At 71.1% G+C, this 25,300-nt stretch carries 22 protein-coding genes and 2 pseudogenes; 11 read left to right on the top strand and 13 right to left on the bottom strand.

Features of this window, described 5'->3' with window-relative positions; translation table 11 throughout:
* Positions 1-180 precede the first annotated feature (180 nt).
* The 4 genes from CES90_RS45495 to CES90_RS45480 form a co-directional block, all read right to left on the bottom strand.
* Positions 181-1,200, bottom strand: a complete 1,020-nt coding sequence (locus CES90_RS45495) for a hemolysin family protein (RefSeq protein WP_189788579.1) — start codon at positions 1,198-1,200, stop codon at positions 181-183.
* A complete protein-coding gene (locus tag CES90_RS45490) occupies positions 1,197-2,537 on the bottom strand; it encodes a hemolysin family protein (RefSeq protein ID WP_189788580.1) in 1,341 nt (446 codons plus the stop codon). The genes CES90_RS45495 and CES90_RS45490 overlap by 4 nt, the downstream gene beginning before the upstream one ends.
* Positions 2,538-2,778: 241 nt before the next feature.
* Positions 2,779-3,804 carry a hemolysin family protein gene (locus tag CES90_RS45485; RefSeq protein ID WP_189788581.1) on the bottom strand — a complete coding sequence of 342 codons (1,026 nt, stop codon included), beginning with the start codon at positions 3,802-3,804 and terminating at the stop codon, positions 2,779-2,781.
* Positions 3,801-5,135: a hemolysin family protein gene (locus CES90_RS45480; RefSeq protein WP_189788582.1), complete on the bottom strand. Its 1,335-nt coding sequence runs from the start codon at positions 5,133-5,135 to the stop codon at positions 3,801-3,803. The genes CES90_RS45485 and CES90_RS45480 overlap by 4 nt, the downstream gene beginning before the upstream one ends.
* Before the next feature lie 403 nt (positions 5,136-5,538).
* Here CES90_RS45480 and CES90_RS45475 point away from each other — a divergent pair, with 403 nt between their 5' ends.
* The 4 genes from CES90_RS45475 to CES90_RS45460 all read left to right on the top strand — a co-directional run bounded on the left by CES90_RS45475 (position 5,539) and on the right by CES90_RS45460 (position 8,196).
* Positions 5,539-5,757, top strand: a complete 219-nt coding sequence (locus CES90_RS45475) for a hypothetical protein (protein WP_189788583.1) — start codon at positions 5,539-5,541, stop codon at positions 5,755-5,757.
* 92 nt (positions 5,758-5,849) lie between these two features.
* On the top strand, positions 5,850-6,872 hold the full coding sequence (locus tag CES90_RS45470; protein WP_189788584.1) for a sporulation protein: 1,023 nt from the start codon (positions 5,850-5,852) through the stop codon (positions 6,870-6,872).
* 211 nt (positions 6,873-7,083) lie between these two features.
* Positions 7,084-7,539 (top strand): tellurite resistance TerB family protein, encoded by a 456-nt coding sequence (locus tag CES90_RS45465; RefSeq protein WP_189788585.1) that lies wholly within the window; start codon positions 7,084-7,086, stop codon positions 7,537-7,539.
* 288 nt (positions 7,540-7,827) lie between these two features.
* Entirely contained in the window at positions 7,828-8,196 is a 369-nt protein-coding gene (locus tag CES90_RS45460; RefSeq protein WP_189788586.1) for a DUF4190 domain-containing protein, read from the top strand.
* A 17-nt stretch (positions 8,197-8,213) separates the two neighbouring features.
* Here the strand turns inward: CES90_RS45460 and CES90_RS45455 are convergent, their stop codons facing one another.
* The gene (locus CES90_RS45455; protein ID WP_189788587.1) at positions 8,214-9,146 is read right to left on the bottom strand and encodes a M56 family metallopeptidase; all 933 of its coding nucleotides are present in this window, start codon (positions 9,144-9,146) and stop codon (positions 8,214-8,216) included.
* Between the two features lie 6 nt (positions 9,147-9,152).
* The gene (locus CES90_RS45450; RefSeq protein WP_189788588.1) at positions 9,153-9,542 is read right to left on the bottom strand and encodes a BlaI/MecI/CopY family transcriptional regulator; all 390 of its coding nucleotides are present in this window, start codon (positions 9,540-9,542) and stop codon (positions 9,153-9,155) included.
* A 179-nt stretch (positions 9,543-9,721) separates the two neighbouring features.
* On the opposite strand from CES90_RS45450, the gene CES90_RS45445 reads away from it, so the two are divergent.
* From CES90_RS45445 to tatA, 5 genes are all read left to right on the top strand, one after another.
* Entirely contained in the window at positions 9,722-9,988 is a 267-nt protein-coding gene (locus tag CES90_RS45445; protein ID WP_189788589.1) for a GlsB/YeaQ/YmgE family stress response membrane protein, read from the top strand.
* Positions 9,989-10,080: 92 nt separating this feature from the next.
* Positions 10,081-10,656: a TerD family protein gene (locus CES90_RS45440; protein ID WP_189788590.1), complete on the top strand. Its 576-nt coding sequence runs from the start codon at positions 10,081-10,083 to the stop codon at positions 10,654-10,656.
* Positions 10,657-10,752: 96 nt separating this feature from the next.
* Positions 10,753-11,538: a hypothetical protein gene (locus CES90_RS45435; RefSeq protein ID WP_189788591.1), complete on the top strand. Its 786-nt coding sequence runs from the start codon at positions 10,753-10,755 to the stop codon at positions 11,536-11,538.
* Positions 11,499-12,086, top strand: a complete 588-nt coding sequence (locus CES90_RS45430) for a TerD family protein (protein WP_189788592.1) — start codon at positions 11,499-11,501, stop codon at positions 12,084-12,086. The genes CES90_RS45435 and CES90_RS45430 overlap by 40 nt, the downstream gene beginning before the upstream one ends.
* 69 nt (positions 12,087-12,155) lie before the next feature.
* Positions 12,156-12,452, top strand: a complete 297-nt coding sequence (gene tatA / locus CES90_RS45425; protein WP_189788593.1) for a Sec-independent protein translocase subunit TatA — start codon at positions 12,156-12,158, stop codon at positions 12,450-12,452.
* A gap of 278 nt (positions 12,453-12,730) precedes the next feature.
* Here tatA and CES90_RS45420 read toward each other — a convergent pair whose 3' ends face one another.
* The 5 genes and pseudogenes from CES90_RS45420 to CES90_RS45405 all read right to left on the bottom strand — a co-directional run.
* Positions 12,731-13,492: an SDR family NAD(P)-dependent oxidoreductase gene (locus CES90_RS45420; protein ID WP_189788594.1), complete on the bottom strand. Its 762-nt coding sequence runs from the start codon at positions 13,490-13,492 to the stop codon at positions 12,731-12,733.
* A gap of 134 nt (positions 13,493-13,626) precedes the next feature.
* Positions 13,627-13,791, bottom strand: coding sequence for a hypothetical protein (locus CES90_RS45415; RefSeq protein WP_189788595.1), 165 nt, complete (start codon positions 13,789-13,791; stop codon positions 13,627-13,629).
* A 397-nt stretch (positions 13,792-14,188) separates the two neighbouring features.
* On the bottom strand, positions 14,189-14,323 hold the full coding sequence (locus CES90_RS51505) for a hypothetical protein (protein ID WP_268257090.1): 135 nt from the start codon (positions 14,321-14,323) through the stop codon (positions 14,189-14,191).
* Positions 14,324-14,579: 256 nt separating this feature from the next.
* Entirely contained in the window at positions 14,580-15,611 is a 1,032-nt protein-coding gene (locus CES90_RS45410) for an MFS transporter (protein WP_189788596.1), read from the bottom strand.
* A gap of 588 nt (positions 15,612-16,199) precedes the next feature.
* Positions 16,200-16,379, bottom strand: a pseudogene (locus CES90_RS45405) (helix-turn-helix domain-containing protein); the annotation flags it as partial.
* Between the two features lie 69 nt (positions 16,380-16,448).
* On the opposite strand from CES90_RS45405, the gene CES90_RS45400 reads away from it, so the two are divergent.
* Together CES90_RS45400 and CES90_RS45395 are read left to right on the top strand one after the other, a co-directional pair.
* Positions 16,449-17,318 carry a DUF2182 domain-containing protein gene (locus CES90_RS45400; RefSeq protein WP_232791384.1) on the top strand — a complete coding sequence of 290 codons (870 nt, stop codon included), beginning with the start codon at positions 16,449-16,451 and terminating at the stop codon, positions 17,316-17,318.
* Between the two features lie 144 nt (positions 17,319-17,462).
* Positions 17,463-18,119, top strand: coding sequence for a DUF1326 domain-containing protein (locus tag CES90_RS45395; protein WP_189788597.1), 657 nt, complete (start codon positions 17,463-17,465; stop codon positions 18,117-18,119).
* A gap of 233 nt (positions 18,120-18,352) precedes the next feature.
* On the opposite strand, the gene CES90_RS45390 is transcribed toward CES90_RS45395, so the two are convergent.
* Positions 18,353-18,685 carry a hypothetical protein gene (locus tag CES90_RS45390; RefSeq protein ID WP_189788598.1) on the bottom strand — a complete coding sequence of 111 codons (333 nt, stop codon included), beginning with the start codon at positions 18,683-18,685 and terminating at the stop codon, positions 18,353-18,355.
* Between the two features lie 35 nt (positions 18,686-18,720).
* A pseudogene (locus tag CES90_RS45385) lies at positions 18,721-25,299 on the bottom strand (type I polyketide synthase); the annotation flags it as partial.
* Position 25,300 lies beyond the last annotated feature (1 nt).

Here is a 25,300-nt window from a genome sequence, read left to right as displayed (position 1 = left end):
GCCGGAAGTGGATCTTAGTGAGTCGGGGTTCCCGAGCGGTGGCCGCTGCGTGAACTCCGTTCCGACGCAGGTCCGTTGAACGCTCAGTGTGACTCGCCGCTCTGCCGGGCGCCCTTGTCCGTCCCTTCGGCGGTTGCCTGGTGGGGACGGACAAGGCGCCGTCGCCTCACGCCTGCGGGCTCACGCCTCCTGCGGGTGCAGAAGTCGGGCCAGCAGGTCGTCCAGCGTGACCATGCCGGTGAGCCGTCCGTTGTCGTCGCACACGACCGCGAGGGAGGCACGGCGCTGGCGGAGCTGCTCGATGGCGTGGCCGACGGTGTCCTCCGCGGCCAGCTCCGGCACCGGACGGGCGAGTTCCCGTGCGGTGGCGGTACGGCCGCGTCCGCGGGCGATCAGCGCGTCGCGCGCGTGGACCGAGCCGACGACCAGCGGGCCGTCGCGGACCAGCAGTCGGCTCCGGTCGTGTTCGGCCGCGGTGGCGAGGATGGTGTCGAGGTCGGCGTCGGCCGGTACCGAGGTGATCTCGGCGACCGGGATCTGGCGGTCACCCACCGGGTTCTGGGGCTCAGTGAGGGTGTTGGTGATCAGTTCGGAGTCGTCCTTGCTGATCAGGCCCAGCCGCTCGGACTCCTCGACGAGGTGAGTCAGCTGCTCGCGGTTGTGGACGGATGTCAGCTCGTCGCGCGGAGTGACCCGGCACAGCCGTACCAGGGCGTTGCTGATCTTGTTCAGTACCCAGATCAGCGGGCGCACGGCCGCCACCACGCCCCGGAAGGGCGGGGACAGCAGCATCGCGGAGCGCTCCGGGTGGGCGATGGCCCACGACTTGGGGGCCATCTCGCCCACCACCATGTGGAGGAACACGACCACGATCATCGCGACGGCGAACGCGACGCCGTAGCTCAGCGCGCTCGGCAGACCCAGGTCGTGCAGCAGGAAGTCGAGTTCGTGGGAAATCGCCGGCTTGGAGACCGAGCCCAGGCCCAGGGTGCAGACCGTGATGCCGAGCTGGGCCCCCGCCAGCATCAGCGACAGCTCGCGCATGCCCGCGAGGGCCGCCCCCGCGCCCCGCCGGCCCTCGGCCGCCGCCTTCTCCATGCGGTGCCGTTTGGCGGCGACCAGCGCGAACTCGGCCGCCACGAAGAAGCCGCTGCCGATCAGCAGCAGGACGGTGACGAAGAGTGCCATGGGGAAACTCATGCCGGTTCCTCCGTCTTCTCGGCCACCAGTCGCTCGATGCGCACCCGCTCCGGTACGTGCCGGTCGAGGGTGCGTACGTCGATGCGTACACAGCCTCCGTCGGGGAGTTCCACGGTGAGCCGGTCACCGATGGCGGGGAAGCGGCCCAGCCGGTCGACGATCAGGCCGGCCACGGTGTCGTAGTCCTCCTCCTCGGGCAGTTCGACGCCGGTCGCCTCGGCGACCTCGTCCAGGCGGCGCCCGGCGTTCACCAGCCACGCCTCGCCGTCCATGACGGCGATTTCGGTGACGGTGTCCAGCTCGTCGGCGATGTCACCGACCAGTTCCTCGGCGATGTCCTCGTAGGTGACGATGCCTGCCACGCCGCCGTGCTCGTCCAGGACCACGGCGAACTCGTCGTCCTGGTCCCGCATCTGCTCCACGGCGTCCGGCAGTGGCAGCGTGTCGGGCAGCAGCAGCGGTCGGCGGGCCACCGCTCCGGCCCTCGTCTCCGTGAACCGGTCGGCGGGCAGCGCCATCAGTTCCCGGACGCCGAGGACGCCCGCGATGTCGTCGGGGTGGTCGCCGAGGACGGGGTAGTTGGAGTGGCCGTGCTTGGCGATGAGGTCGATCGCCTCGGCGGCGGTGGCGTCCTTGCGGACGAAGAACGTGTCGGCGCGCGGCACCATCACCTCGTGCAGCGTCCGGTCGGAGAACTCCAGGGCGTGGTCGAGCAGGTCGGCCGTCTGGCGCGGCAGATGGCCCTGTTCATGGGACTCGCCGATCAGATGGCCGAGTTCCTCCAGGGTGGCGCCGTGGTGGAGTTCCTCGACCGGTTCGATGCCGACCCTGCGCAGCAGTTTGTTCGCCGCGCCGTCGAAGACGTGCACCACCGGGCCGACGACCTTCAGGTACGCCAGCGTGGAGGCGGCCAGCGCCTTGGCCAGCCGCTCCGGGACAGCGATGGCGAGGTTCTTCGGCGCCAGCTCGCCCAGCACCATCTGCACGACCGTGGCCAGCACGAAGGCGAGCACGACCGAAATGCCGGAGACGGCGCCGTCGGGGATGCCGATGCCGGAGAGGGCCGGCTTCAGCAGCGCCGACACCGACGGCTCTGCGATGAAACCGACGACCAGGCCGGTGACGGTGATGCCGAGCTGGGCTCCCGACAGCATGAACGACAGCCGCTCCAGCACCTTCAGGGCGCGAGCGGCCTTCTTGTCCCCCGCCTCCGCCTCACGGGCGAGCGCGAGCCGGTCGGCGGAGACGTACGCGAACTCCTGGGCGACGAAGTAGCCGGTGCCGGCGGTCAGCACGAACACGGCCAGCACGCCCAGCCACGCTTCCACGGCACTCATCGGCGCGTCGATCGCGAGGGGGCACCCCGCCGCGTGCCGTGCTCAGGAAGTACCTGGCGGGGTGGTCGGGGACTGTGCCCCGAGGGGTCCGTCGATCTGGCGGACACGTATGTACTCCTCATCTCGGTGTGTATCCGGACAACGTTTCCGGGCGAAACCCTGTCCCCGACCTGGGGTGGTACCACCCGGCGCGCACGCTCCTGACCTGCATTGGCGCGGTCCCCTTCCACTCGCGTCCTGCTCACGCGGAAGCCGGAGCCGCCGGTCCGACGAGTTCGGACAGGACGTCCTCCATCGTCACGAAGCCGATCACCTTGCCGCTCCCGCCGAGCACGGCGGCCAGATGGCTGCCGTCGGCTCGCAGGGCGGTGAGGGTGTCGTCCAGCGGGGTGTCGATGCGCACCCGGGTGACCGGGTGCAGGGCGGTGCCAGGGAAGGGCAGGTCGCGGTCGGTGACGCCGAGGGTGTCCTTGATGTGCAGATAGCCGAGGAGGGCTCCCTCGGGGCCCGTGACGGGGAAGCGGGAGTAGCCCGCCTCGGCGGCCTTGCGCTCCAGCCGGGCGGGGGTGATGGTGTGGTCGACGGTGTGCATGCGCTGTGCCGGGACGAGGATCTCGCCGACCGGGCGGGTGCCCAACTCCAGCGCGTCCCGCAGCCGCTCCCCGTCGGCCGGGGAGAGCAGCCCGGCCTCACTGGAGTCGAGGACCATGCGGGCCAGCTGGTCGTCGGTGAAGACGGACTCGACCTCGTCCTTCGGTTCGACACGCAGCAGCTTCAGCAGGGTGTTGGCGAAGGCGTTGATGCCGAACACCACCGGGCGCAGCGTACGGGTAAGTGCGACCAGCGGCGGGCCCAGCAGCAGTGCGGTCGGCACGGGGGCGGCGAGCGCGATGTTCTTCGGGACCATCTCGCCGATCAGCATGTGCGCGTAGGTCGCGAGCGTCAGCGCGATCACGAACGCGATCGGGTGCACGAGTCCGTGCGGGATGTGGGCCGCCTCGAAGGCGGGTTCCAGCAGGTGCGCGATGGCGGGTTCGGCGACCGCCCCGAGCACCAGCGAGGAGACGGTGATGCCGAGCTGGGCGGTGGCCATCATCGCGGAGAGGTGTTGCAGCCCCCACAGCGTCATACGGGCCCGGGTGTCGCCCTCCTGGGCGCGGGGTTCGATCTGGCTGCGGCGTACCGAGATCAGGGCGAACTCGGCGCCGACGAAGAACGCGTTGGTCAGCAGGGTCAGGGCGCCGATGGCGAGTTGCAGCACGGTCATCGGGCGTCCTCCGCCAGCTCACGCAGGATGGGTGCCGGTTCGGTGATGCGGACGCGGTCGGCGCGGTGGTGGTCCACGTCGACGACGTCCAGCTGCCAGCCGTCGAGGACGACACTGTCGCCCTGGGCCGGGATACGGGCAAGACGGGTCGCGATCAGGCCGGCGACCGTCTCGTACGGCCCGTCCGGCGCGGTCAGTCCTATCCGGGCGAGCTCGTCGAGGCGTACACCGCCGTCCGCCTCCCACACCGCGCGCCCGTCCTCGGTGCGCGGGGCGGGCAGCAGGTCGGGGGCCTCGACGGGGTCGTGCTCGTCACGGACCTCGCCGACGACCTCCTCGACGATGTCCTCGACCGTGGCCACGCCCGCCGTGCCGCCGTACTCGTCGATGACGACGGCCATGGTGCGGGCGGCGCGCAGCCGCTCCAGCAACTGGTCGGCGGCCAGACTGTCGGGAACCAGCAGAGGGTCGGTGGCCAGCGCGGTGACCTGGGTGAGCCGACGCTTCTCGGGGTCCAGGGCGAGGACGTCACGGATGTGGACGGTGCCGATGACCTCGTCGAGGGTGTCGCGGTAGACGGGGAAGCGGGACAGGCCGGTGGCGTGGGTGAGGTTGGCCGCGTCGGCGGCCGTGGCGTGCGCTTCGAGGGCTTGGACGTCGACGCGCGGGGTCATCACGTTCTCGGCGGTCAGTTCGCTCAGGTGCAGGGTGCGGACGAACAGCTCGGCGGAGTCCGCCTCCAGGGTTCCCTCGGCGGCCGAGTGCCGGGCGAGCGCGACCAGTTCGTCGGCCGTACGGGCGGAGGCCAGCTCCTCGGTGGGCTCCAGGCCGAAGCGGCGCACGAAACGGTTCGCCGTGTTGTTCAGATGGCGGATGAACGGCCCGAACGCCGCCGTGAAACCGCGCTGCGGACCCGCCACCACCTTCGCGACGGCCAGCGGACGGGAGATCGCCCAGTTCTTCGGCACCAGCTCACCGACCACCATCAGCACGACCGTCGAGACGGCCACACCCAGCACGGTCGCCACGGACGAGGCCGCGCCCCCGAGCCCGGCCGCCTCCAGCGGGCCCTTCAACAGCGCGGCGAGCGACGGCTCGGCGAGCATGCCGATCACCAGCGAGGTGACGGTGATGCCGAGTTGGGCCCCGGACAGCTGGAGCGTGAGCGACCGTACGGCCTTCAGCGCGCCGGGGGCGCCGCGCTCGTCTGCCTCGGCGGCGCGCTCCAGTTCACCGCGCTCGACGGTGGTCAGCGAGAACTCGGCCGCGACGAACAGCGCGCAGGCCAGGGTGAGGAGGAGGGCCAGCAGAAGCAGCAGGACCTCGGTCACCGTGCCACCTCCCGACCCTCACACGCAGACAGCGGACGGGGCGTGGCACGGCTGGTACTGGGAGGCTCACCCATCGCGGGACTGTCGCTCCTTCTCGAAAAGCGTAGGACAGCAGTGTTCGGAAGCAAGGTCACATGCTTCTACACCCACTGTAAAGGAGCCGCAAAGAAGCTCACCCGGCCAGGGTCTACGGCTTTCGGTCGGCCCAGGCGGCACGCCCGGCCAGCGCCTCACGCCGATGACCGAGCACAGCTCTCCGGCCAGCACAAGTATCCGTTTTCGGCCTTTCCCGCCGCGCCCACGCGGACCGCGCCTTTCCCCGCCCCTGGCGACCCTATGCTTCTACTCGTCTGTAGAAGGTCTGCGTACGGGCCGGGCCTCGCGCACTTTGGAGACGACACACATGGCTTCGATCAGCCTGGACGAGGTGCTGGACAAGTCGTGGGCGGACAAGTCCTTGCCCGAGATCCTGGCGGCCCCGGTCGGGGCGCTGAAAGGCGTCTCGGACCGCGACGGCGAACTGCTTCAGGAGGCGTTCGGGGTCAAGACCACAGCCGACCTGGCCGACCTGAAGTACGTCCGCTGGGCACAGGCGCTCGCCGCTCTCGACGCGGCCGAGTAACCGGCCCGCGAACCGCCGTGGCGCCGCGAAGCCCCTGGCCCGGCGGCGCCACCCCCAAGGAACACACGCACGTATAAGGAGTGGACGCCACGATGGTGTTCAAACGACTGCTCGGATCGCTCGGTGTGGGCGGACCCACGGTGGACACGGTCCTCGACCCGGGCGCGGCCCGGCCCGGCGGCCCGCTGACCGGACAGGTCCATCTCAAGGGCGGTGACGCCGACTTCGACATCGACCACATCACGCTGGAGCTGGTGGCGCGGGTCGAAGCCGAGCACGAGGAGGGCGAGAGCGAGGGTGTCGTCACCTTCGACCGGTTCACCGTCGGCGGCGGCTTCCGGCTCGCCGAGGGCGAGCTTCGCAGCGTTCCGTTCAGCGTGATGCTGCCGTGGGAGGCACCGATCACCGAGCTGTACGGGCAGGGCCTGGGCATCGTCCTCGGCGTCCGCACCGAACTGGCGGTGTCGGGCGCGAAGGACAAGGGTGACCTGGATCAGCTGACCATCGCCCCGCTGCCCGTGCAGGAGGCGATCCTCGAAGCGCTCGGCCAGCTCGGCTTCGGCTTCAAGTCCGCGGACCTGGAGTACGGTCGCATCGGCGGCACCGGCCAGCAGCTGCCCTTCTACCAGGAGATCGAGCTGACCCCGGCACCGCGGTACGCGCAGCAGGTCAACGAGATCGAGCTGACGTTCCTGGCCAACCCGGGCGGCATGGAGGTCGTCCTGGAGGCGGACAAGCGCGGCGGTCTGTTCTCCTCCGGCCACGACGCGCTGACCCGGTTCACCGTCTCCCACGAGGGCATCGAGTACCAGGACTGGAACACGATCGTCGACGGCTGGATCCGGCAGTTGGTGGAGCACCGGGCCTCGTACGGCTCGCACTCCGCCCACGGGCACGGCGACCCGTACGCGCACGGCCACGGCGGCCATCACGGCCATGACGATCACCACCACCATGACGGCCACCGTTCGGGCCCCGGTATGGGCACGGTCGTCGCCGCCGGCGCGGCCGGACTCGCGGTCGGAGTCGTCGGCGGGATGGTCGCGGCCGAAGTGGTCGACGAGGTCGGCGACTTCTTCGAGGGCGAGGACGAGGAAGAGGAAGAGGAGGGCTGACGGTCCGGGGCGAGCTCTCCAGTCAGGACATCGGCGAGAACCCGGCCGACGGGACAGCGTCCGGCCTTCCCGGTGAACCTCCCGTCGAACCTCACGCAAACAACTGGAACTCATCCGGTCGGCCATTAGTTTCTACATTACTGTAGAAACAGAAGGGTGCCGGGTCGCCACCGAGGCGGCCCGGGCTCTCGACCGACCGTATGGAGTTCTCATGGCCCTGTGGGACCGCATCAAAGAGTCCACGTCGACGCTGCAGACGCAGCTCATGGCGAAGAAGAACGACCTCAAGAGCGGCGCCTTCCGGGACGCCAGCATGGCGATGTGCGCCCTGGTCGCTGCCGCCGACGGCACGATCGACCCGTCCGAGCGGAGGCGCGTGGCCCAGCTCATCGCCACCAACGAAGTTCTGCAGAACTTCGACGCCATGGATCTGCAGCGGCGTTTCGAGGAAAACCTGAACAAGCTGACCGCGGACTTCGACTTCGGCAAGGTGAGTGTGCTGCAGGAGATCGCCAAGGCGAAGAAGAAGCCCGCCGAGGCCCGCGCGGTGATCCAGATCGGCATCGTCATCGGCGGCGCCGACGGCGACTTCGACAAGACCGAGCAGGCCGTCGTACGCGAGGCGTGCTTCACCCTCGACCTGCCGCCGCACGAGTTCGACCTCTGACCGACGTGCGGGGCGCAGGTGCCGGGTCGAACCGGCAGGTCACGGCCTGGCACACCGCCCCGTCGTGAGAACTGGGGACCCGACCATGCGCGCCGGGCCGCCCCGCACACGGAGCGCCTTGCGACACGTTCGCTCGGCCGCGGTCGGCGTTGCCCGTGCCGACGACGGGGCGGGGTCCACGCATGGACGCGCCCCTTCCGAGTCAGCCGCGCCGGATCACCGGAACCAAGATCGCCCCGGAAAGCGTCTCCAGGCGTGTCTGGGAGCGCAGAGCCGAGGAGGAACGACGTGAGCAGCGCCGACGGTGTGCGATCGGCAGCCGGGGAACCGGCGCGGTCGTGGGCCGGCCGGAACCGGGCGGCCAAAGTCAGCGCGTTCTTCGCGAGTGGCGGCGTCGCATTCCTCGGGAACTTCGCCACCGGCATCGCCTGGATCAACCCAGCCGTCTTCGTCGGGCTGGCCGCACTGTGCGCGCTGATCGCCATCCCCGCCGGGCACGCAGGCCGGTTCCAGGGCCGTCGGCTGTACGGCGAAGGGCGTGGCCTCGCCCTGGTGAGCATCCTGACCGGCTGGCTGACACTGATCGTCTGCCTGCTCGCGACCCTGGCCTTCCTGGGCCTCGCCGCCGGACTCGCCGTACTGCTGGACAGCGCCTGACCGACGCCGATGCCCGCTCAAAGAGGTGTGGCGGCGTACAGGATGAAGAACATGGTCACCGCGGAGTTCGCGGACGACATCGCGGAGACGGCCGTACCTGCGGCAGCGCCCCACGCGGCCAGACCCACGGTGGTGAACACCGAGGGCCAGTTGCGTACGGCGGGAGCCGGGCCGAGGAGGGCCGTCACCCGGCGCGGCACCGGTCCCGGCGCGGCGAACCCCGCCAGCGTCGGCACCGGGGTCCCACGGGAGACCAGGGCTGCCTTGCCGATCGCGCGCGCCACCGTCCGGCGGCTGCCCACCGTCTGAGCCGCCTCCTCGTCCGCCCACCGCTCCGCCGCGTACGACACTGCCGTTCGCAGCGGCCTGAGGAACGGGTTGGCGCGCGCCGCAAGTTGGACGGCGAGCAGAAACCGATGGTGTCGTGCGGCCAGGTGGGCGCGCTCATGGGCGAACAGGGCCCGGCGCTCGGCCGGTTCGAGGCAGGACAGCAGCGCGGTGGTCACCACCACACGGCCCCGACGCCCGCCGGGCAACGCGTACGCGTAAGGGGCGTCATCGGGCAGCACGACCACCTCGGTGCCCGGCAGCCCGCCAAGCGCCCGGTGAGCCCTGCGGCGCACGCTGCCATGCCGCCACAGCGTCTGGCCGCAGGCCACCAGCACGGCGAACAGCGCGGGGATGGCGGCCTTCCCGGCCACCTCGTCGTACGGCACCGCCTCGCGCACCTCGGGGTCGGACCAGCCGTCAGGCAGGGGGTTGCCGGGCAACTGGGCGGTGCCGACCACCATCACCAGCCCCAGGCACACCGTGCTGCACAACGCCATCACCGCGGCCACCCAGGTCAGCAGCCGGGTCGCGGCGCGCGGATGCAGATGCTGCTCGGCCAGGCGCGCTATCGGCCATGCCGTGAGCGGCAGGACCAGCGGCAGAAAGACGAAGACCCCCATGAGGCGTCAATCTTCCCCTTCGTTCCGGCTCCGACCCAGCAGTTCGCGCAACAACCGCTCGTCGTCCGGGCCGAGGCCGGTGACGAAGCTGGCCAGCACCGCCTCCCGGTCACTCTCCGCGTCCAGCACCCTGCGCATCTTGTGCGCGGCGAGGCCCGCCTGGTCCGAGGCGGGCGTCCAGGTAAAGGACCGGCCCGACCGCTCCCTCGTCACCGCGCCCTTGGCCAGTAGCCGCGTCAGGATCGTGATCACCGTCGTATAGGCGAGGTCACCGCCGAGCCGGTCCAGCACCCAGCCGACCGTCGCCGGCCCCTCCGCCTCCCGCAGCGCCGACAGGACCTGCGCCTCCAGCTCGCCCTGCCCCCGCCGCCGGGGACGCTCCCGGTGATCCGTCACGCCCTGTCTCCCTTCCGCCGCCGCCCGTTTCCCGACCGGACATCGTATAGACACCCGACGCCCGACCACCTCACTGTGCACCGCCACCCAGGATCTACAAAAGTGTAGAAGAATAGCCGCCCGGACAGGTAACTCCATGCCACACCGACGGCAATGGCAGCACAAGGAGAGTGGGAGACATGGGGGTCATCGCATGGCTGGTGCTGGGGCTTCTCGCGGGAGCGATCGCCAAGGCCATCCTGCCCGGCCGTGATCCGGGTGGTTGCATCGGCACGACGGCCATCGGCATCGCGGGCGCCTTCATCGGCGGCTGGCTGTCGTCGCAGCTCCTCGACCGACCGGTGGAGCGAGAGTTCTTCGACGCCGCCACATGGGGCTCGGCCGTCGCGGGAGCACTGGTCCTGCTGATCGGCTACCGCATCCTCTTCGGCCACTCCCGCGACTGACCCGAAACCAACAGCCCCACTTCTTCTACAGTGTTGTAGATTTCAGATCGGCCTCTCCGGGCTTCACCCGACGTATCAAGAAGGAGTACGCAGTGGGAGTTTCCCTGTCCAAGGGCGGCAACGTCTCGCTCAGCAAGGAGGCGCCGGGCCTGACCGCCGTCGTGGTCGGCCTGGGCTGGGACGTGCGCACCACGACCGGCACCGACTACGACCTCGACGCCTCCGCGCTGCTGCTCGACGCCTCCGGCAAGGTCCTGTCCGACGGCCACTTCGTCTTCTACAACAACCTCACCAGCCCGGACGGCTCGGTCGAGCACACCGGCGACAACCTCACCGGTGAGGGCGAGGGCGACGACGAGGCCATCAAGGTGAACCTCGCGGCCGTCCCCGCCGAGGTGGACAAGATCGTCTTCCCGGTCTCCATCCACGACGCCGAGAACCGCGGCCAAAGCTTCGGCCAGGTCCGCAACGCCTTCATCCGCATCGTCAACCAGGCCGGCGGCGCCGAGATCGCGCGCTACGACCTCTCCGAGGACGCCTCGACCGAGACGGCGATGGTCTTCGGCGAGTTGTACCGGCACGGCGCGGAGTGGAAGTTCCGTGCCGTGGGCCAGGGTTACGCGTCCGGACTGGCCGGGATCGCCGCCGACTTCGGCGTCAACGTCTGACCGGGGACCCTCCCGGCCGGGTCCGCTCCTGAAAAGGCGGCCAGGCTGGTCCTCCTCCAAGCCCCTGCCGAAGCACCCCTACCGTCCGGAGACCGTGTGGCCACCCCGTTCCGCCTTCGCCCCGAGGACCGGCCGGACTTCGAGGCCGTACTGCACCTGGCACTGAACACCCCGGACATCCGGAACACCCTGCGCTCCGACCCGACCGGCCGGACCGCCGCACGCCTGCGCGTCCGGGCCCTCGGGGACGCCGACGAAATCGTGGCCACGGCGCAGAGCGAGTACCGCTCGTTCCTCGCCCTGCACGCGTCCGCACAGGGGGATGCGGAGCGCCGCCCCGCCGACGGCAGCCTCTTGCCCGCCGTGGCCGTGCTCACGCCGCCCGTGGCCGCCTCGTCCTCCGCGGTCCTGCTCGTCCTCGGCTACGCACTCCAACTGGCCGACGTACAGGGACCTTTGCCGGACTCGCTCGTCACCGCCGGATGGACCCTGGCGCTCGTCGCCGCCGTAAGCGCGTACATGGCCATCGCCGCGCTCATGACCACGGCGATACGTCGGCGCGGCGGCTCCCCGCACCCCGCTCGACTCGAACAGGCGCGGCTGAACTGGCACCAGGCCCTGCTGACCCGCGGCATGCTGCCCCACCTGCGCGGATACCTGGGCGAGGAGCCGCACCTCCAGCCCGCAACGCCCGCGACACATCCACCGGCCAACTTCACCGCCGACTCCAACGGCGGTTCCCCGCCCACCGGTTTGCAGCCGCACGCACGCCCTGAGCATCAAGCGGGCGAATCCTGCAACGCCATGAATCCCGTACGACCCGAGAGCGAGAACCCCCCCGCATGTCGATCAACCTCAGCAAAGGTCAACAGATCAGCCTGAACAAGGCCGACGGCAACACCCTCACCGCCGTCCGCATGGGCCTCGGGTGGCAGGCCGTGCCCCGCAAGGGCTTCCTCGCCAAGCTCACCGGCGGCGGGGGCGACATCGACCTGGACGCCTCGGCTCTGCTCATCGCCGAGGGCCGGCCCGTGGACGTCGTCTTCTTCCGCCACCTGGTCAGCGACGACGGTTCCGTACGGCACACGGGCGACAACCTCACCGGTGGTGCCGGCGCGGGAGGTGACGACGAGGCCATCCTCGTCGACCTGGCGCGCGTACCCGCCCACATCGACCAGATCGTCTTCACCGTCAACTCCTTCACCGGACAGACCTTCGCCGAGGTGCAGAACGCGTTCTGCCGACTGGTCGACGAGACGAGCGGAGCCGAGCTGGCCCGCTACACCCTCACCGGCGGCGGGAACCACACCGCCCAGATCATGGCGAAGGTCCACCGCAACGGCGGCGGCTGGCAGATGAAGGCCATCGGCGAACCCGCGACCGGCCGCACCTTCCAGGACCTGCTGCCGTCGATCACGCCCCACCTGTAGGCACGGCTTCCACGGCCGTGCTCCGACCACCCGCGGCTGATCACCAACCGAGAGAAGGACAGTGTCCCCATGTTCGGACTGAGCGAACTCGCCATCATCCTCATCGTCGTCATACTCGTGTTCGGCGCCAAGAAGCTCCCCGAACTGGCCCGCTCCGCCGGCAAGTCGGCCCGCATCCTCAAGGCGGAGGCCCGCGCCATGAAGAACGAAGAGGCCAAGACCGAGGAAGCCACCACACCCGAGGTCATCGAGGGCAAGGTTGTCTCACCGGGAAGCGGCCCGGCTCCCGGCGCGGGTCAGCCGCCTTCCCAAGACCCCGGTCCGAGCCGCACGACCGAGGCACCGGGCGGTGGCAGCAGGCCGTAGAGGCATGAGCACGCAACCGGAGTCTCGTCGGCAACGCGCCGGTCGAGCGAGTCGAGAGCCACGAACGATCCGGGCACGCCGGCTCAGGCTGCTGCTCGCCTTGGAATGCCCTGATGCGGTTGCCCGTCGCCGTCCTGCGCAGTGACAACGAAGTTGACCGCGCCGGCGGCCGGATTGCGCCAGTTGTCTCCTGCGCCGAGGCGACAACTGCCTTACGTCTGGAAAGTCGCATCCTTGCAGTTCAACGGCGCCTGGCTGCTGTCAGGGCGTCAGATCGCTCAGTGCTTCAGGGCGTCCGAGATGGACTTGACGCCGCCGTGCGCAGTGAGTCCCCCGTCCACCGGAATCTCCGCACCGCTGATGAACGACGACTCGTCGGACAGCAAGAACACCACGAGCGGGGCGATGTCATCGACCGTCCCGCTCCTGCCCAGCGGTGTCTCTCCGATGGTCGCGTCACGAAAAGCCTTCGTGGCCTGGGCCGTCATCTCGGTCTCGATGTAACCGGGGAGCACCGTGTTGACCCGGATCCCTTTCGGCCCCAGTTCCGTGGCCGCGATTTTCGATACGGCACGCAGGGCCCATTTACTCGCGGTGTAGGCGACGGGGTAATAGCCGGTGAGCGCGGTGGCCGACCCGATGTTCACGATGGACGAGCCGGGTGGCATGAGCGGGGACAGGCGCTGGATACCCAGCAGTGGGCCGGTGGTGTTCACCGCCTGCACATGTGCCATGTCCTCGGGGCGTACGTCTTCGAGCCGCTTCCTCTCGATGATCCCCGCGTTATTGACCAGCCCGTGGACCTGGCCGTACCTATCCTTCAGTTCGGCGGCCAGTTCGTCCCAGTCGCTCTCACTGCTGATGTCGAGCCGTCGGCATCCTTCGCCTTCGGGACGCGCGTCGGTGGCCACCACGGTGGCACCGGCTCGGGCCAGCGCCCGAGCCTCGGCCGCCCCTTGCCCGCGGGCCGCTCCGGTGACGACGACGACTTTGCCCGCGAGACGCCGAGCGGGCTGCCCGTGTTCGGAGATCGAACTCATGACGGACAACCTACCGTGCCAACGTCACCCGTCCGGCATCGCCTATTGATGCGAAATGATGGAGACTCTGAGCTGAATATTTAATCGTCGCGTGAATGAACTGTGGAATTCTCCTTCTGTTCGCCCGTGACCCTTCAGGACCGGAAGATCGAGGTCCTGTCCGCGCGGACATCGGATTCGACGACGTCGGATTCGACGACGTCCGCGTCGCCCGACGGCCGGTTGGAGACCGGGGCCTTCGCCGGGCCGGCCGCACACGCGAGGAACCGGCCAAGGAGTCCGGACCAGCCGAACCCCACCCTGCTTCAGCTCCCACTGTAGGACGGCATCTTCGCGTGTGCTGGGTGGCACGATCGCGCGCGTGCACTGCCGGCTCTTGACCGAGGCTTGCCGCCACGCGCGGCCAGGAGCCGAAGTGGTTCGGCGAGGAGAAGCGTGATCGTCACGTACATCATCAATGCGAGCCACACGTAAGCCCGGCCAGGCGATCCAGCGGCCGACGTGCTGCGGCAGGTCTCTGGTGGTGACCATGGCGAGCGGCGGCAGCACGGCCAGGACGGCCAGGACTCGGGCACCGTGCCGGACGGTGCGTGCGCCGAGGGCGGTGTCGTGGATCAGCCGCCGCCACAGGTACCAGTGCACGAGGGCACTGGCACCCGTGTACAGCGCAAACGTCAGGAGCGCCGTGACCATCGCTCAGCCCCGCTTCGGCAACCGGAACGCGCCGGTGAGCGTGAGCAGGCCGATGACCGCCAGGGTGACGAACGCGGCCTGGTAGGAGCCACTGGCCGTTTGCGTTCCCGTGCGCTGGTCCGCGGCGATCAGCTGCACGGTGGCGATGAGGTTGATGCCGAGGGCCGCGCCGATGTTGCGGCACAGGGTGACGCCGGCCGTGTAGGCGCCGATCCACTGGGCCGGGGACGTGTTCTGTCGTCACCGCCCTGGCGGTGGTCACCGCAGTCGGCATCGTCGGCCACGTCGTCCAGGTGCGGCGCAAGCCGCAAGCGGCCGTGGTCCCGGTCGCCTTCGCGACCAGTGGCGAACAGCGCATCGCTGCCCTGCTCACCATCGGCGCGGCCGCGGTCCTCTATGCCCCCGTCACCCTCCTCCCGCTCGCGCTGGCCTCCCACGGCACGGTCGGCGACACGGCGAGCGGTCTCTTCGTCATGGCCGGTGCGCTGGGCTGGGTGGTGGGATCGGCGGTCTGTGCCGGCCTGCTCAAGCGCTTCGGAGCCCGCGGCACGGCACTGATCGGCGGTCTGTTGCTGACGGCCGGTCCGTTCGTCCTCGTACTCGGCGGCAGCGAATCGCTCGTCCTCGTCGTCATCGGCGAGGCACTGGCGGGTCTCGGCACCGGTTTCGTCGCCACCACGGGCCTGGTGCACATCCACGAAGGCGGGGAAGTCCAGGGCGGGGGCTTCGAGGAGCAGAGCGCGCCACCCAGGGCGAGGGCGAACGACAGCAGGGCCCAGGGGCTGATGGTGCGGGAGCTCTGGGCCTGTGCCGGCGGCACACGCCGTACCAGGAACGCGGCGAGCGCGGCGAGGGGCAGGTTGATCAGGAAGACCCGGCGCCAGCCGACGGTGGCCTCGGCGGCCGTGCCGAGTGCGGGCCCGGCCACCGCGGCGAGGCCCCATACGGCGGAGAGCATCGCCTGCATGCGGGCGCGCTCGTCGGGGCCGAACGCCTGGCCGATGACGACGTAGGTCAGCGCGGCCACCGCGCCCGCCCCGATGCCCTGCGCCGCGCGGGCGGCGATGAGCAGCGGCATCGTGGTGGCCGCAGCCACCGCCGCGGAGGTGACGGCGAAGGCGAGAAGCGCGGCAAGCATCGTGGTGCGGCCGCCGTAACGGTCGGCGGCGAACCCCGCCAGCGGCGTGACCAGCACGCTGGTGAGCAGGAACGCGGAGATCAGCCAGGGGTACAGGTCGGCCTGGCCCAGCTGATTCGCCATGGTGGGCAGCAGCGAGCCCACCACGGTGGAGTCAGCGGCGGCCAGGAACAGGGCGAGCAGCACGCCGGCGAGCAGGGAAGTGCGGTTGCTTCGGGCATCGGCCGAGTGGCTCTGGGCCGGTGTGTCGGTGGCGCCGATGCCGCTGGACAGCGAGGTCTCGGACATGAGCGGTCCTCTTTCGATCGTGAGGTCCGGTGGTGGAAGCCGTGTGGTGAAGGGCCGGCGGGGAGAGGGGTGGTGCCTCCGCCGGCCTCCGGGTCCTCCGGCGGCCCGGGGCGCCGCCGGTGGGAGACGAAGACCATCGGGCCGGCCAGGCGATGGGTGGGCCCCGGCGCCGTGCGGAACTGGTCGGTCCGCAATGGGTGGGCCCCAGCGCCGTGCGGAACTGGTCGGTCCGCAATGGGTGGGCCCCAGCGCCGTGCGGAACTGGTCGGTCCGCACGGCGGTGATGGTCTGCGCGGGCAGGACGGGAGTACTGCGTGGCCGTTGTGATCGCCGGGCGGGCGTGACGCATTGCCGCACCCGCCCGCCGGTCACCAGTCGACACGCATCTTCGAGTGGCTCAGCTTCAGCACGAGCCAGGGCGGCAAGGGGGATCTTCCCAGGTCAGCGACCTGGGGCTTCTGTTGCGCCACCAGCCCTCCAGCGCCTTTCGCTCCGCCACACAATCGAAGATTGGGCATGCGGTGGGCACGAGTGCTTGTTTGAGGCGAGCGGGGCACTGCTGGGACGACTCCGAAGCCTTTGGGTGGGCTACGCCGCCGCGCTGCCCAGATCACCACTTGCCGGCATCCGCAGCGTGTGATCACCGAAGTCGGCAACCAGGTCCAACCTGCCGCCGAGCGCCTCCACATAACGTGCGATGACATCGAGAGTGGCGACCTCACCGTGTTCGATCTGGGATACGCGAGCGATGCTCACACCCATGCGGGCAGGCATGGGCATGCGTGCCAAGACCTTCATGAAGAACCTCCCGCATCAGGTCGCGCCGAAGGCGGGGAAATGCTCTCCTGGAAGGAGCCGCAGGAGAACACGCCGATGCGTCACAGCCGGAGTTCCGCTCTCGTAGCGTTCCGGTCGGTCGCCCCGACCGGAACGGGTGGGGGTTTGCTCCCCACGCGGGATCTCGCGGCCGCCTGGTTCCTCGTGGTCCTGATCGCTGTCCCCGCCTGGGTGCTGACGATCGGCCAGGCCCGGGGCATGGGGGTCGAGCCCGGCACGATGGGGATGGCGCTGCCGCTGTTCCTGGTGCTGTGGGTGACGATGATGGCGGCGATGATGCTGCCGTCCATGGCGCCGGTGGCGATCACCTGGGTGCGGGGCATCGGCCGGCAGTCCTCCGGCTGGGCCCGGACCGCCCGTACCGTCGAGTTCGTCGCCGGATATCTGCTGGTGTGGACGGCGTTCGGGCTGCTCGTCTACGCGGCCCTGGCCCTCACCGGCAGCCTCGTGGACGATCACCCCACGGCCGGTCGCTGGATCGGCTCGGTCGCCTTCTTGCTCGCGGGCCTCTACCAGCTGGGCCCCCTGAAGTCCGTCTGCCTGCGGCACTGCCGCGACCCCCTGGGCCACCTGGTGCACTACTCCGGCTTCCGAGGGCCGGCCCGCGACCTGCGGGTGGGCCTCCACCATGGCGCCTACTGCGTCGGCTGCTGCGCCGGGCTGATGGTCGTCCTCGTGCCGTTGGGCGTGATGAACGTGGCGGCGATGGCCGGGCTGGCCGTGGTGATCTTCGTGGAGAAGCTGTGGTCCCGGGGCCCACTGCTCGCCCGTGCCGTGGGCGTCGTATTCGTGGTTCTGGCCGTGCTCGCGCCCTTCCAGGACTGGCTGCTGCCGGGGCTGCAGGACTCGATGCCGTCGATGAACATGTGATCCCCCGCCCCGGGGCGGGTTCCGCACCGGGGACGGGAGGTGCAAGCTGGGAGAGAGACCGTCTCCCGATCCCGGGGCCGGGCTCGGCACACGCGGTCTCCCCCTAGTGAGCTCCTTCCTGGGGCTCGGCAGGAGGGAAGCGAGATGACAGAACAGGCCACCACTGCGACGCGCTGGCATCTGGCCGGCGACTGGTTCGATGTGTGCAAGTGCGCCATCCCCTGCCCGTGCACCTTCGCGCAGCCCCCGACCTACGGCGACTGCGAAGGCGTCCTGGTCTGGCACATCCGGGAGGGCAACTACGGCGACGTCCGGCTCGACGGCCTCAACGTCCTGATGCTCGGCTCCTTCACGGGCAACGCCTGGGCCGGCGAGCACACCGACCCGTACGCCGCGCTCTTCCTCGACGAACGTGCCGATGACCAGCAGCGCAGTGCTCTCGGAACCGTCTTCGGCGGTGAGGCGGGCGGCTGGCCGGCGCAGTTCGGGGAGATGTTCCACCCCGAGATGCGCGGCATGGATGTCGCACCCATCCACGTCGAGCTGGACGAGGACCTCGCCACCTGGCGGGCCGAGATCCCCGGGCGGGTCTCGGCGGCCGCCGAGGCGCTCACCGGCCCGACCACCCCCGACGGCGCGCGCGTCCAAGTCCACAACGCCCCGGGCGCCGAGGTCGGGCCGGGCCAGGTCGCCACGTGGGGCCGGGCCACCGTTGACCGCGCGGACGCGTTCGGCTTCTCCTGGGACCGCTCCGGCAAGTCGAGCAAGCACTTCCCCTTCGACTGGAGCGGCCCCGACTGACTCACCCGCTCCCGAGGACCGGCTCAGACACGGCCCTGAGCGGCTCCCTCGGCCTCCTCGCCGCTGAAGACATACTCGGCCGCCTCTCCGTACGATGCCTCATACGTCAGCCCAAAGGCATCCGAGCGGCCAGTCGTCCGGCCGACCTCGAACTCGGGCGCGACCCCGAACATGGCGTTCTTGATCTTCGTCGCGCTGCCGTCGGAGCCATCAGCGGAGTGGGTCGGCGCACCCTACTCGTCTTCAGCCACCCCCTTTCTGCCAGGCCTTCTCATCTTCGGATGACTCCGGAAGAAAGCCAGGAGGTAGCGGAGGAGGTCAACAAGCGCATCCTGGCTCAGGCGTACTTCGTGGCTTTCGCGCACCCAGATGACCGGTGCCTCCTCGCAGGCCCTCTCCCCGATGCAGGCCCGCTCTGTCGCGTCGGCGGCGTCCACCCCGAGCAAACCCGCGTTGCAGGCGCCGCCCGCCCACAGAGAGGCCCCGTTCACCTGGGCTTTCCGAAACATGGGGTCACTTATGCTGACCCGGACAAAGACGATGTCGTCGCGGAGGCTTGGCGCCATGGGTGTGGATCTGAACCTGCTGGTGCCCTTGGACGCCCTGCTGCAGGAGCGCAGTCCCCACCGAACACCACCTCCCGCAGCGGGCGCGGCAGTTCGGTGTCGAGATGGGCACAGGCCGCGTCGAAGGCATCCGCGAAGACCGGGTACGTCTCGTACAACTCCCGTCCCATGCCGAGCCGTTGGGAGCCCTGACCCGCGAACAAGAACGCCGTCCGTACGTCACGCCGGGCCATACCGGTCGCGGCATTGCCCGCCTCCTCACCGGAAGCGACCGCCTCCAGGGCGCTCAGCAGCTCCGTACGATCCGCGCCCCACACCACGGCCCGGTGATCGAACACCGACCGCGACCGGACCAGAGCCCCACCGACACCAGCGATGTTCAACGCCTCGTCGCCGGTCATGAACTCCGCGAGTCGCGCGGCCTGGGCCCGCAGCGCGGCGGCCGTACGGCCCGACACCACCCACGGCACCACAGCATCGTCGGCCGACGTGTACGGACGCGGCGGGTCTTCCTGGACCGGCGCCTCCTCCAGCACCACATGCGCGTTGGTGCCGCTGATACCGAACGACGACACACCGGCCCGTCGCGTCCTGCCCTCGACGCGCGGCCAGTCGGCGCTGTCCTTCAGCAGTGCCACGGAGCCGGCCGTCCAGTCCACGTGGGAGGAAGGTTCGTCCGCGTGCAGGGTGCGCGGGAGCACGCCGTACTGAAGGGCGAGGACCATCTTGATGACACCGGCGGCCCCGGCGGCGGCCTGGGTGTGGCCGATGTTCGACTTCACGGCCCCCAGCCACAGGGGCTGTTCGCGGTCCTGGCCGTACGTGGCGAGCAGGGCCTGCGCCTCGATCGGGTCGCCCAGCGACGTGCCCGTGCCGTGCGCCTCGACCGCGTCGACATCGGTCGGCGACAGACCGGCTCCCGCGAGCGCCTGCCGGATCACTCGCTGCTGGGAGGGGCCGTTGGGGGCGGTCAGGCCGTTGCTCGCGCCGTCCTGGTTGACGGCGCTGCCGGCCACCACCGCCAGGACCGTACGTCCGGACGCCCGGGCGTCGGACAGCCGCTCGACCATGACCAGGCCCGCGCCCTCGGAGAACCCGGCGCCGTCCGCCGCGTCCGAGAACGCCTTGCAGCGGCCGTCGGCCGCCAGGCCGCGCTGTCGGCTGAAGTCGAGGAACAGGCCCGGTGTCGACATGACCGTCACGCCGCCGGCGAGCGCGAGGTCGCACTCCCCCGCTCGTACCGCCTGCACGGCCAGGTGCAGCGCCACCAGCGCCGACGAGCAGGCCGTGTCGACCGTCACCGCCGGGCCTTCGAGGCCCAGGGTGTACGACACGCGGCCGGACATGACGCTCGCGGAGTTGCCGGTGCCGAGGTGGCCGGCGGTCTCCTGGGCCATGGTGGGGTCGAGGGGGCGGGAGGCGTAGTCCTGGTAGTTGGTGCCGGCGAAGACGCCGGTGCGGGAGCCGCGCAGCGAGAGCGGGTCGATGCCGGCGCGTTCGAACGTCTCCCAGGCCAGTTCCAGCAGCAGCCGCTGCTGCGGGTCCATGGCGAGGGCCTCACGCGGCGAGATCCCGAAGAAGGCGGCGTCGAAGTCGGCCACGTTCCGCAGGAACCCGCCCTCACGGGTGCTGGCGCGGCCGGCCACGCCGGGCTCGGGGTCGTAGAGGCGGTCGAGGTCCCAGCCTCGGTCGTCGGGCCATGGGGTGATGGCGTCGGTGCCGTCGGCGAGGAGGCGCCAGTAGGCCTCGGGGGTGTCGGCCCCGCCGGGGAAGCGGCAGCTCATCGCGGTGATGACGATCGGGTCGTCGTCGGTGGCGCGGGGGACGGGGAGGAGGGCGGCGGGGGTACTGGGCTCGGCCGGGGCGAGGCCGGCGCGGAGGTGTTCGGCGAGGGCGGCGGGGGTGGGGTAGTCGAAGACGAGGGTGGCGGGGAGCGAGCGGCCGACGGCAGTGCCGAGGGCGTTGCGGAGTTCGACGGCGGTGAGGGAGTCGAAGCCGAGTTCGCGGAAGGAGCGGGTCGGTTCGACGTCCTGCGGGCCGGTGTGGTTGAGGACGACGGCGACATGGGCGCGGACGAGTTCTTCGAAGGCGGCCTGTTGTTCCGGGCCGTCGAGGGCGGCCAACTGCCGCATGAGGGCGCCCGTTTCGGAGCCGCCGTCCTCCGGGGCCTGCTGGGCGTCGGTGCCGCGGCGAGCGGCGGCGAGGGCCTGGCGGGCGTCGGGCAGGTCGTCGAGGAAGGGGCGTGGGCCGGCCGCCGCGGCGGCGTGGGCGAAGAGCTCCCAGTCGATCTCGGTGACGGCGAGGGTGGTGTCGTCGTGGTCGAGGGCCTGGCGCAGGGCGCCGAGGGCCAGGGCGGGGTTCATGGAGCGCACGCCGTGGCGTTGGAAGCGTTCGCCGATCGCACCCTCGGCCATGCCGCCGTCGGCCCAGGGTCCCCAGGCGATGGCGGTGGCGGGCAGGCCGCGGGCGCGGCGGTGCTGGGCGAAGGCGTCGAGGTAGGCGTTGCCGGGGGCGTAGTTGGCCTGGCCGGGGGCGCCGAACGTGCCGGAGGTGGAGGAGAAGAGGACGAACGCGGACAGGTCGAGGTCGGCGGTGAGGGCGTCGAGGTTGTGCGCGCCGCCGACCTTGACGCGCAGGACCTCGGCGAGCTGGTCGGGGGTGAGGGTGGTGATGACGCCGTCGCGCAGGACCGCGGCGGTGTGGAAGACGGCGGTGAGGGGGCGTTCGGCGGGGATCGTGGCGAGGAGGGCGGCGAGTTGGTCGCGGTCGGCGATGTCGCAGGCGGCGATCTCGACGTGTCCGGCGCCGAGTTCGGTCAGCTCGGTGCGGAGTTCGGCGGCGCCGGGGGCGTCGGCTCCGGTGCGGCTGACGAGCAGCAGGCCGGGGGCGCCCTGGCGGGCGAGGTCCCGGGCGACGTGGCGGCCGATGCCGCCGGTGGCGCCGGTGACGAGGACCGTCCCGGTGGGCGCCCAGTCGCGTCGGGTGTCGAGGCCGCCGGTCGCGGCGCGGTGGAGGCGGCGCCCGAAGAGGCCGGAGGCGCGGACGGCGACCTGGTCCTCGTGACCGACGCCGGCGAGGGCGGCGACGAGCCGTTCGGCAGTGGGCCGGTCGAGAGTGGCGGGCAGGTCGATCAGGCCGCCGTGGCGCTGGGGCTGTTCGACGGCGACGACCCGGCCGAAGCCCCAGACGAGAGCCTGGTGCGGCGCGTCGACGGTCTCGTGGCGGCCGGTGGCGACGGCGCCCCGGGTGACGAACCACAGGGGTGTGGCGAGGCCGAGGTCGTCGAGGGCCTGGACGAGGGCGACGGTGGCGGCGTAGCCGCGGGGCAGGCCGGAAAGTCCGTCCTGGTCCTCGTCGTCGAGGGCGAGGAGGGAGAGTACGGCCTGCGGCTGGTCCTCGCCGGTGGCGCGGAGGAGTTCGGCGATCCGGGCGCGGTCGTCCCGCGGTCCCACGGTGACGGTGACGGGGGTGGCCCCGGCGCGGGTGAGCGCGTCGACGACCGCCGTGGTGAGGTCGTCCTCCGTGGCCGGCTCGTCCTGCGTGGCCGGCTCGTCCTGCGTGGCCGGCCGGACGACGAGCCAGGTGCCGTTCAGCACCGGCGCCCCGGGCGCGGTCAGGGGCTTCCAGGCGACGCGGTAGCGCCAGCCGTCGATGGTGGCGTTCTGCCTGCTGCGCCTGCGGTAGTCGCTCAGGGCGGGCAGGACCGTGGAGAGGGTGTCCTCGTCGAGGTGGAGGGCGGCGGCCAGCGGGCCGGTCTCGCCGTTCTCGACGGACTCCCAGAAGCGGGCGTCGAGGTCCGTGCCGGAGTGGTTCGCGGCAGGAGTGTGCGCGGCGGGCGTAGGCCAGTAGGTACGGCGCTGGAAGGCGTAGGTCGGCAGGTCGACCCGTGAGCCGGCGCCGATGAGGGCGGGCCAGTCGACGTGTACGGCGCCGCGTACGTGCAGTTCGGCCAGGGAGGCCAGGAAGCGGCGCCGTCCGCCGTCGTCGCGCCGCAGTGTGCCGGTGACGACGGTGCCGGTGCGCCCCTGTTCGTCGAGGGTGTCGCGGACGGCCGCGGTGAGCACGGGGTGCGGGCTCGACTCGACGAAGGCCCGGAACTCCTGGGCGGCGAGGGCGCGTACGGCGTCGGCGAAGCGGACGGGCAGGCGCAGGTTCTCGTACCAGTAGGCGGCGTCGAGGCGTTCGGTGTCGAGCCAGTCGCAGGTGACGGTGGAGAAGAACGGCACGGTGCCCGCCTGCGGCCGTACGGGGGCCAGGTCGGTCAGGAGCCGGTCGCGGATCGCCTCGACATGAGCGGAGTGGGAGGCGTAGTCGACGGGTATGCGGCGCGCCTGTGCGCCCTCGGCGGTGAGGGCGGCGACCAGCTCCTCCAGGGCGTCGGGATCACCGGCGACGACCACCGAGGCGGGGCCGTTGACGGCGGCGACCGTGATCCGCCCGTCCCAGCGGGCCAGCCGCTCCTCGACCTCCGCCAAGGGCAGCAGGACGGACGCCAGGCCGCCGTGTCCGGCGAGTTCGAGGATGGCCCGGCCGCGCAGGACGACCACGCGGGCCGCGTCGTCCAGGGTGAGCCCGCCGGCCACACAGGCGGCGGCGATCTCGCCCTGGCTGTGCCCGACCACGGCGTCGGGCCGCACACCACGGGACTGCCAGAGCCGGGCCAGCGCCACCATCGTCACGAACAGCGCGGGCTGGACGACGTCGTCGCGGTCGAAGCCGGGGGCCCCTTCGGCGCCGCGCAGCACGGCCTCGACGGACCAGTCGACGTACCGCTCGACGGCGGCCGCGCAGGCGGTGAAGTGCTCCCTGAACTCCGGGTCGGTGTCGAGGAGTTCGACGGCCATGCCGGACCACTGGGCGCCCTGACCGGGGAAGACGAAGACGGTACGGCCGTCCACGTCGGCGACGCCCTGCACCAGGCCCGTCGCCGGTGCGCCCGCCGCCAGCGACCGCAGGCCGCGCAGCGCCTCCTCGCGGTCGTCAGGGTCATCGGGGTCGTCGGCGAGCAGCACGGCACGGTGTTCGAACGCGGAGCGCGTCGCGGCCAGCGACCACGCCACGTCGTGCGCGGCCGGCGCGTCGTCCTCGCGCAGCCGTGCGTGCAGCGCGGCGGCCTGGGCGCGCAGCGCGGCGGCGCCGCGCCCGGAGAGGACGTACGGCAGCGGGGCGTTCTTGAGCTGGGGCTCGGGCTCTGAGACGTCCTCGGGCTCGGGCTCGGGCTCTGAGACGTCCTCGGGCTCGGGCTGTTCGAGGATGACGTGGGCGTTGGTGCCGCTGACGCCGAAGGAGGAGACGCCCGCCGCGCGGGGGCGGTCGGTGGTGGGCCAGGGGCGGGGTGCGGTGAGGAGTTCGACGCGGCCCGCCGTCCAGTCGACGTGGGAGGTCGGGCGGTCGACGTGGAGGGTGCGGGGCAGCACGCCGTGCCGCATGGCCAGGACCATCTTCATGACGCCGGCGACCCCGGCGGCGGCCTGGGTGTGCCCGATGTTGGACTTGATCGAGCCGAGCCACAGCGGCTCTTCGCGATCCTGCCCGTATGTGGCGAGGAGGGCCTGCGCCTCGATGGGGTCGCCCAGGGTGGTGCCGGTGCCGTGGGCCTCGACCGCGTCGACGTCGGCCGTGGACAGCTGGGCGTCGGAGAGGGCCTGCCAGATGACGCGCTGCTGGGAGGGGCCGTTGGGCGCGGTCAGTCCGTTGGAGGCGCCATCCTGGTTGACCGCGCTGCCGCGGACCACGGCGAGCACCGGGTGCCCGAGGCGGCGGGCGTCGGACAGCCGCTCCACCAGCAGCATGCCCGCGCCCTCGCCCCAGCCGGTGCCGTCGGCGGCCTCGGCGAAGGCCTTGCAGCGGCCGTCGGGGGCGAGGCCCCGCTGGCGGCTGAACTCCAGGAAGATCCCCGGCGTCGACATGACGGTGACCCCGCCCGCGAGCGCCAGGTCGCACTCCCTCGCCCGCAGCGCCCGTACGGCCAGATGCAGGGCGACCAGGGAGGAGGAGCAGGCGGTGTCGACGGAGACCGCCGGGCCCTCCAGTCCGAGGGCGTAGGAGACGCGGCCGGAGACGACGCTCGCCGCGTTGCCGGTGCCCACGTGGCCCTCCAGGGACTCCTGCGAGCCGAACAACAGCACCGGGTAGTCCTGGCCGTTGGTGCCGGCGAAGACACCGGTGCGGGAGCCGCGCAGGGTGGCCGGGTCGATGCCGGCGCGTTCGAACGCCTCCCAGGAGATCTCCAGCAGCAGCCGCTGCTGCGGGTCCATCGCCATGGCCTCACGCGGCGAGATCCCGAAGAAGTCCGCGTCGAACGCGCCCGCCTCGTCGAGCGCGCCGCCCGCCGTGGTGTACGTCCGGCCGGGGCGGCCGGGTTCGGGGTCGTAGTGGTCGGCGAGGTTCCAGCCGCGGTCGGCCGGCCAGTCGACGATGGCGTCGTCGCCGGCGTTCAGCAACCGCCACAGCTCCTCGGGGGAGTTCGCGCCGCCGGGGAAGCGGCAGCTCATCGCGACGATGGCGACCGGTTCACGGCGGGCCGACTCCGCCTCGCGCAGCCGTCTGCGGGTCTCGTGCAGATCGCCGGTGACCTTCTTGAGGTAGCTGAGAAGTTTTTCCTGCTCGTTCACG

The sequence above is a fragment of the Streptomyces capitiformicae genome (genome assembly GCF_002214185.1).
Classification (GTDB): Bacteria; Actinomycetota; Actinomycetes; order Streptomycetales; family Streptomycetaceae; genus Streptomyces; species Streptomyces capitiformicae.
This window is presented reverse-complemented; position numbering and strand designations above follow the sequence as displayed.

Excerpts from the sequence above, each read along its gene's own strand:
- CES90_RS45495 (WP_189788579.1), bottom strand. The coding sequence starts at position 1,200 with ATGAGTTTCCCCATGGCACTCTTCGTCACCGTCCTGCTGCTGATCGGC.
- CES90_RS45490 (WP_189788580.1), bottom strand. The coding sequence starts at position 2,537 with ATGAGTGCCGTGGAAGCGTGGCTGGGCGTGCTGGCCGTGTTCGTGCTG.
- CES90_RS45485 (WP_189788581.1), bottom strand. The coding sequence starts at position 3,804 with ATGACCGTGCTGCAACTCGCCATCGGCGCCCTGACCCTGCTGACCAAC.
- CES90_RS45475 (WP_189788583.1), top strand. The coding sequence starts at position 5,539 with ATGGCTTCGATCAGCCTGGACGAGGTGCTGGACAAGTCGTGGGCGGAC.
- CES90_RS45470 (WP_189788584.1), top strand. The coding sequence starts at position 5,850 with ATGGTGTTCAAACGACTGCTCGGATCGCTCGGTGTGGGCGGACCCACG.
- CES90_RS45465 (WP_189788585.1), top strand. The coding sequence starts at position 7,084 with ATGGCCCTGTGGGACCGCATCAAAGAGTCCACGTCGACGCTGCAGACG.
- CES90_RS45455 (WP_189788587.1), bottom strand. The coding sequence starts at position 9,146 with ATGGGGGTCTTCGTCTTTCTGCCGCTGGTCCTGCCGCTCACGGCATGG.
- CES90_RS45445 (WP_189788589.1), top strand. The coding sequence starts at position 9,722 with ATGGGGGTCATCGCATGGCTGGTGCTGGGGCTTCTCGCGGGAGCGATC.
- CES90_RS45430 (WP_189788592.1), top strand. The coding sequence starts at position 11,499 with ATGTCGATCAACCTCAGCAAAGGTCAACAGATCAGCCTGAACAAGGCC.
- tatA (WP_189788593.1), top strand. The coding sequence starts at position 12,156 with ATGTTCGGACTGAGCGAACTCGCCATCATCCTCATCGTCGTCATACTC.
- CES90_RS45420 (WP_189788594.1), bottom strand. The coding sequence starts at position 13,492 with ATGAGTTCGATCTCCGAACACGGGCAGCCCGCTCGGCGTCTCGCGGGC.
- CES90_RS45410 (WP_189788596.1), bottom strand. The coding sequence starts at position 15,611 with ATGTCCGAGACCTCGCTGTCCAGCGGCATCGGCGCCACCGACACACCG.
- CES90_RS45400 (WP_232791384.1), top strand. The coding sequence starts at position 16,449 with ATGCTCTCCTGGAAGGAGCCGCAGGAGAACACGCCGATGCGTCACAGC.
- CES90_RS45395 (WP_189788597.1), top strand. The coding sequence starts at position 17,463 with ATGACAGAACAGGCCACCACTGCGACGCGCTGGCATCTGGCCGGCGAC.
- CES90_RS45390 (WP_189788598.1), bottom strand. The coding sequence starts at position 18,685 with ATGGCGCCAAGCCTCCGCGACGACATCGTCTTTGTCCGGGTCAGCATA.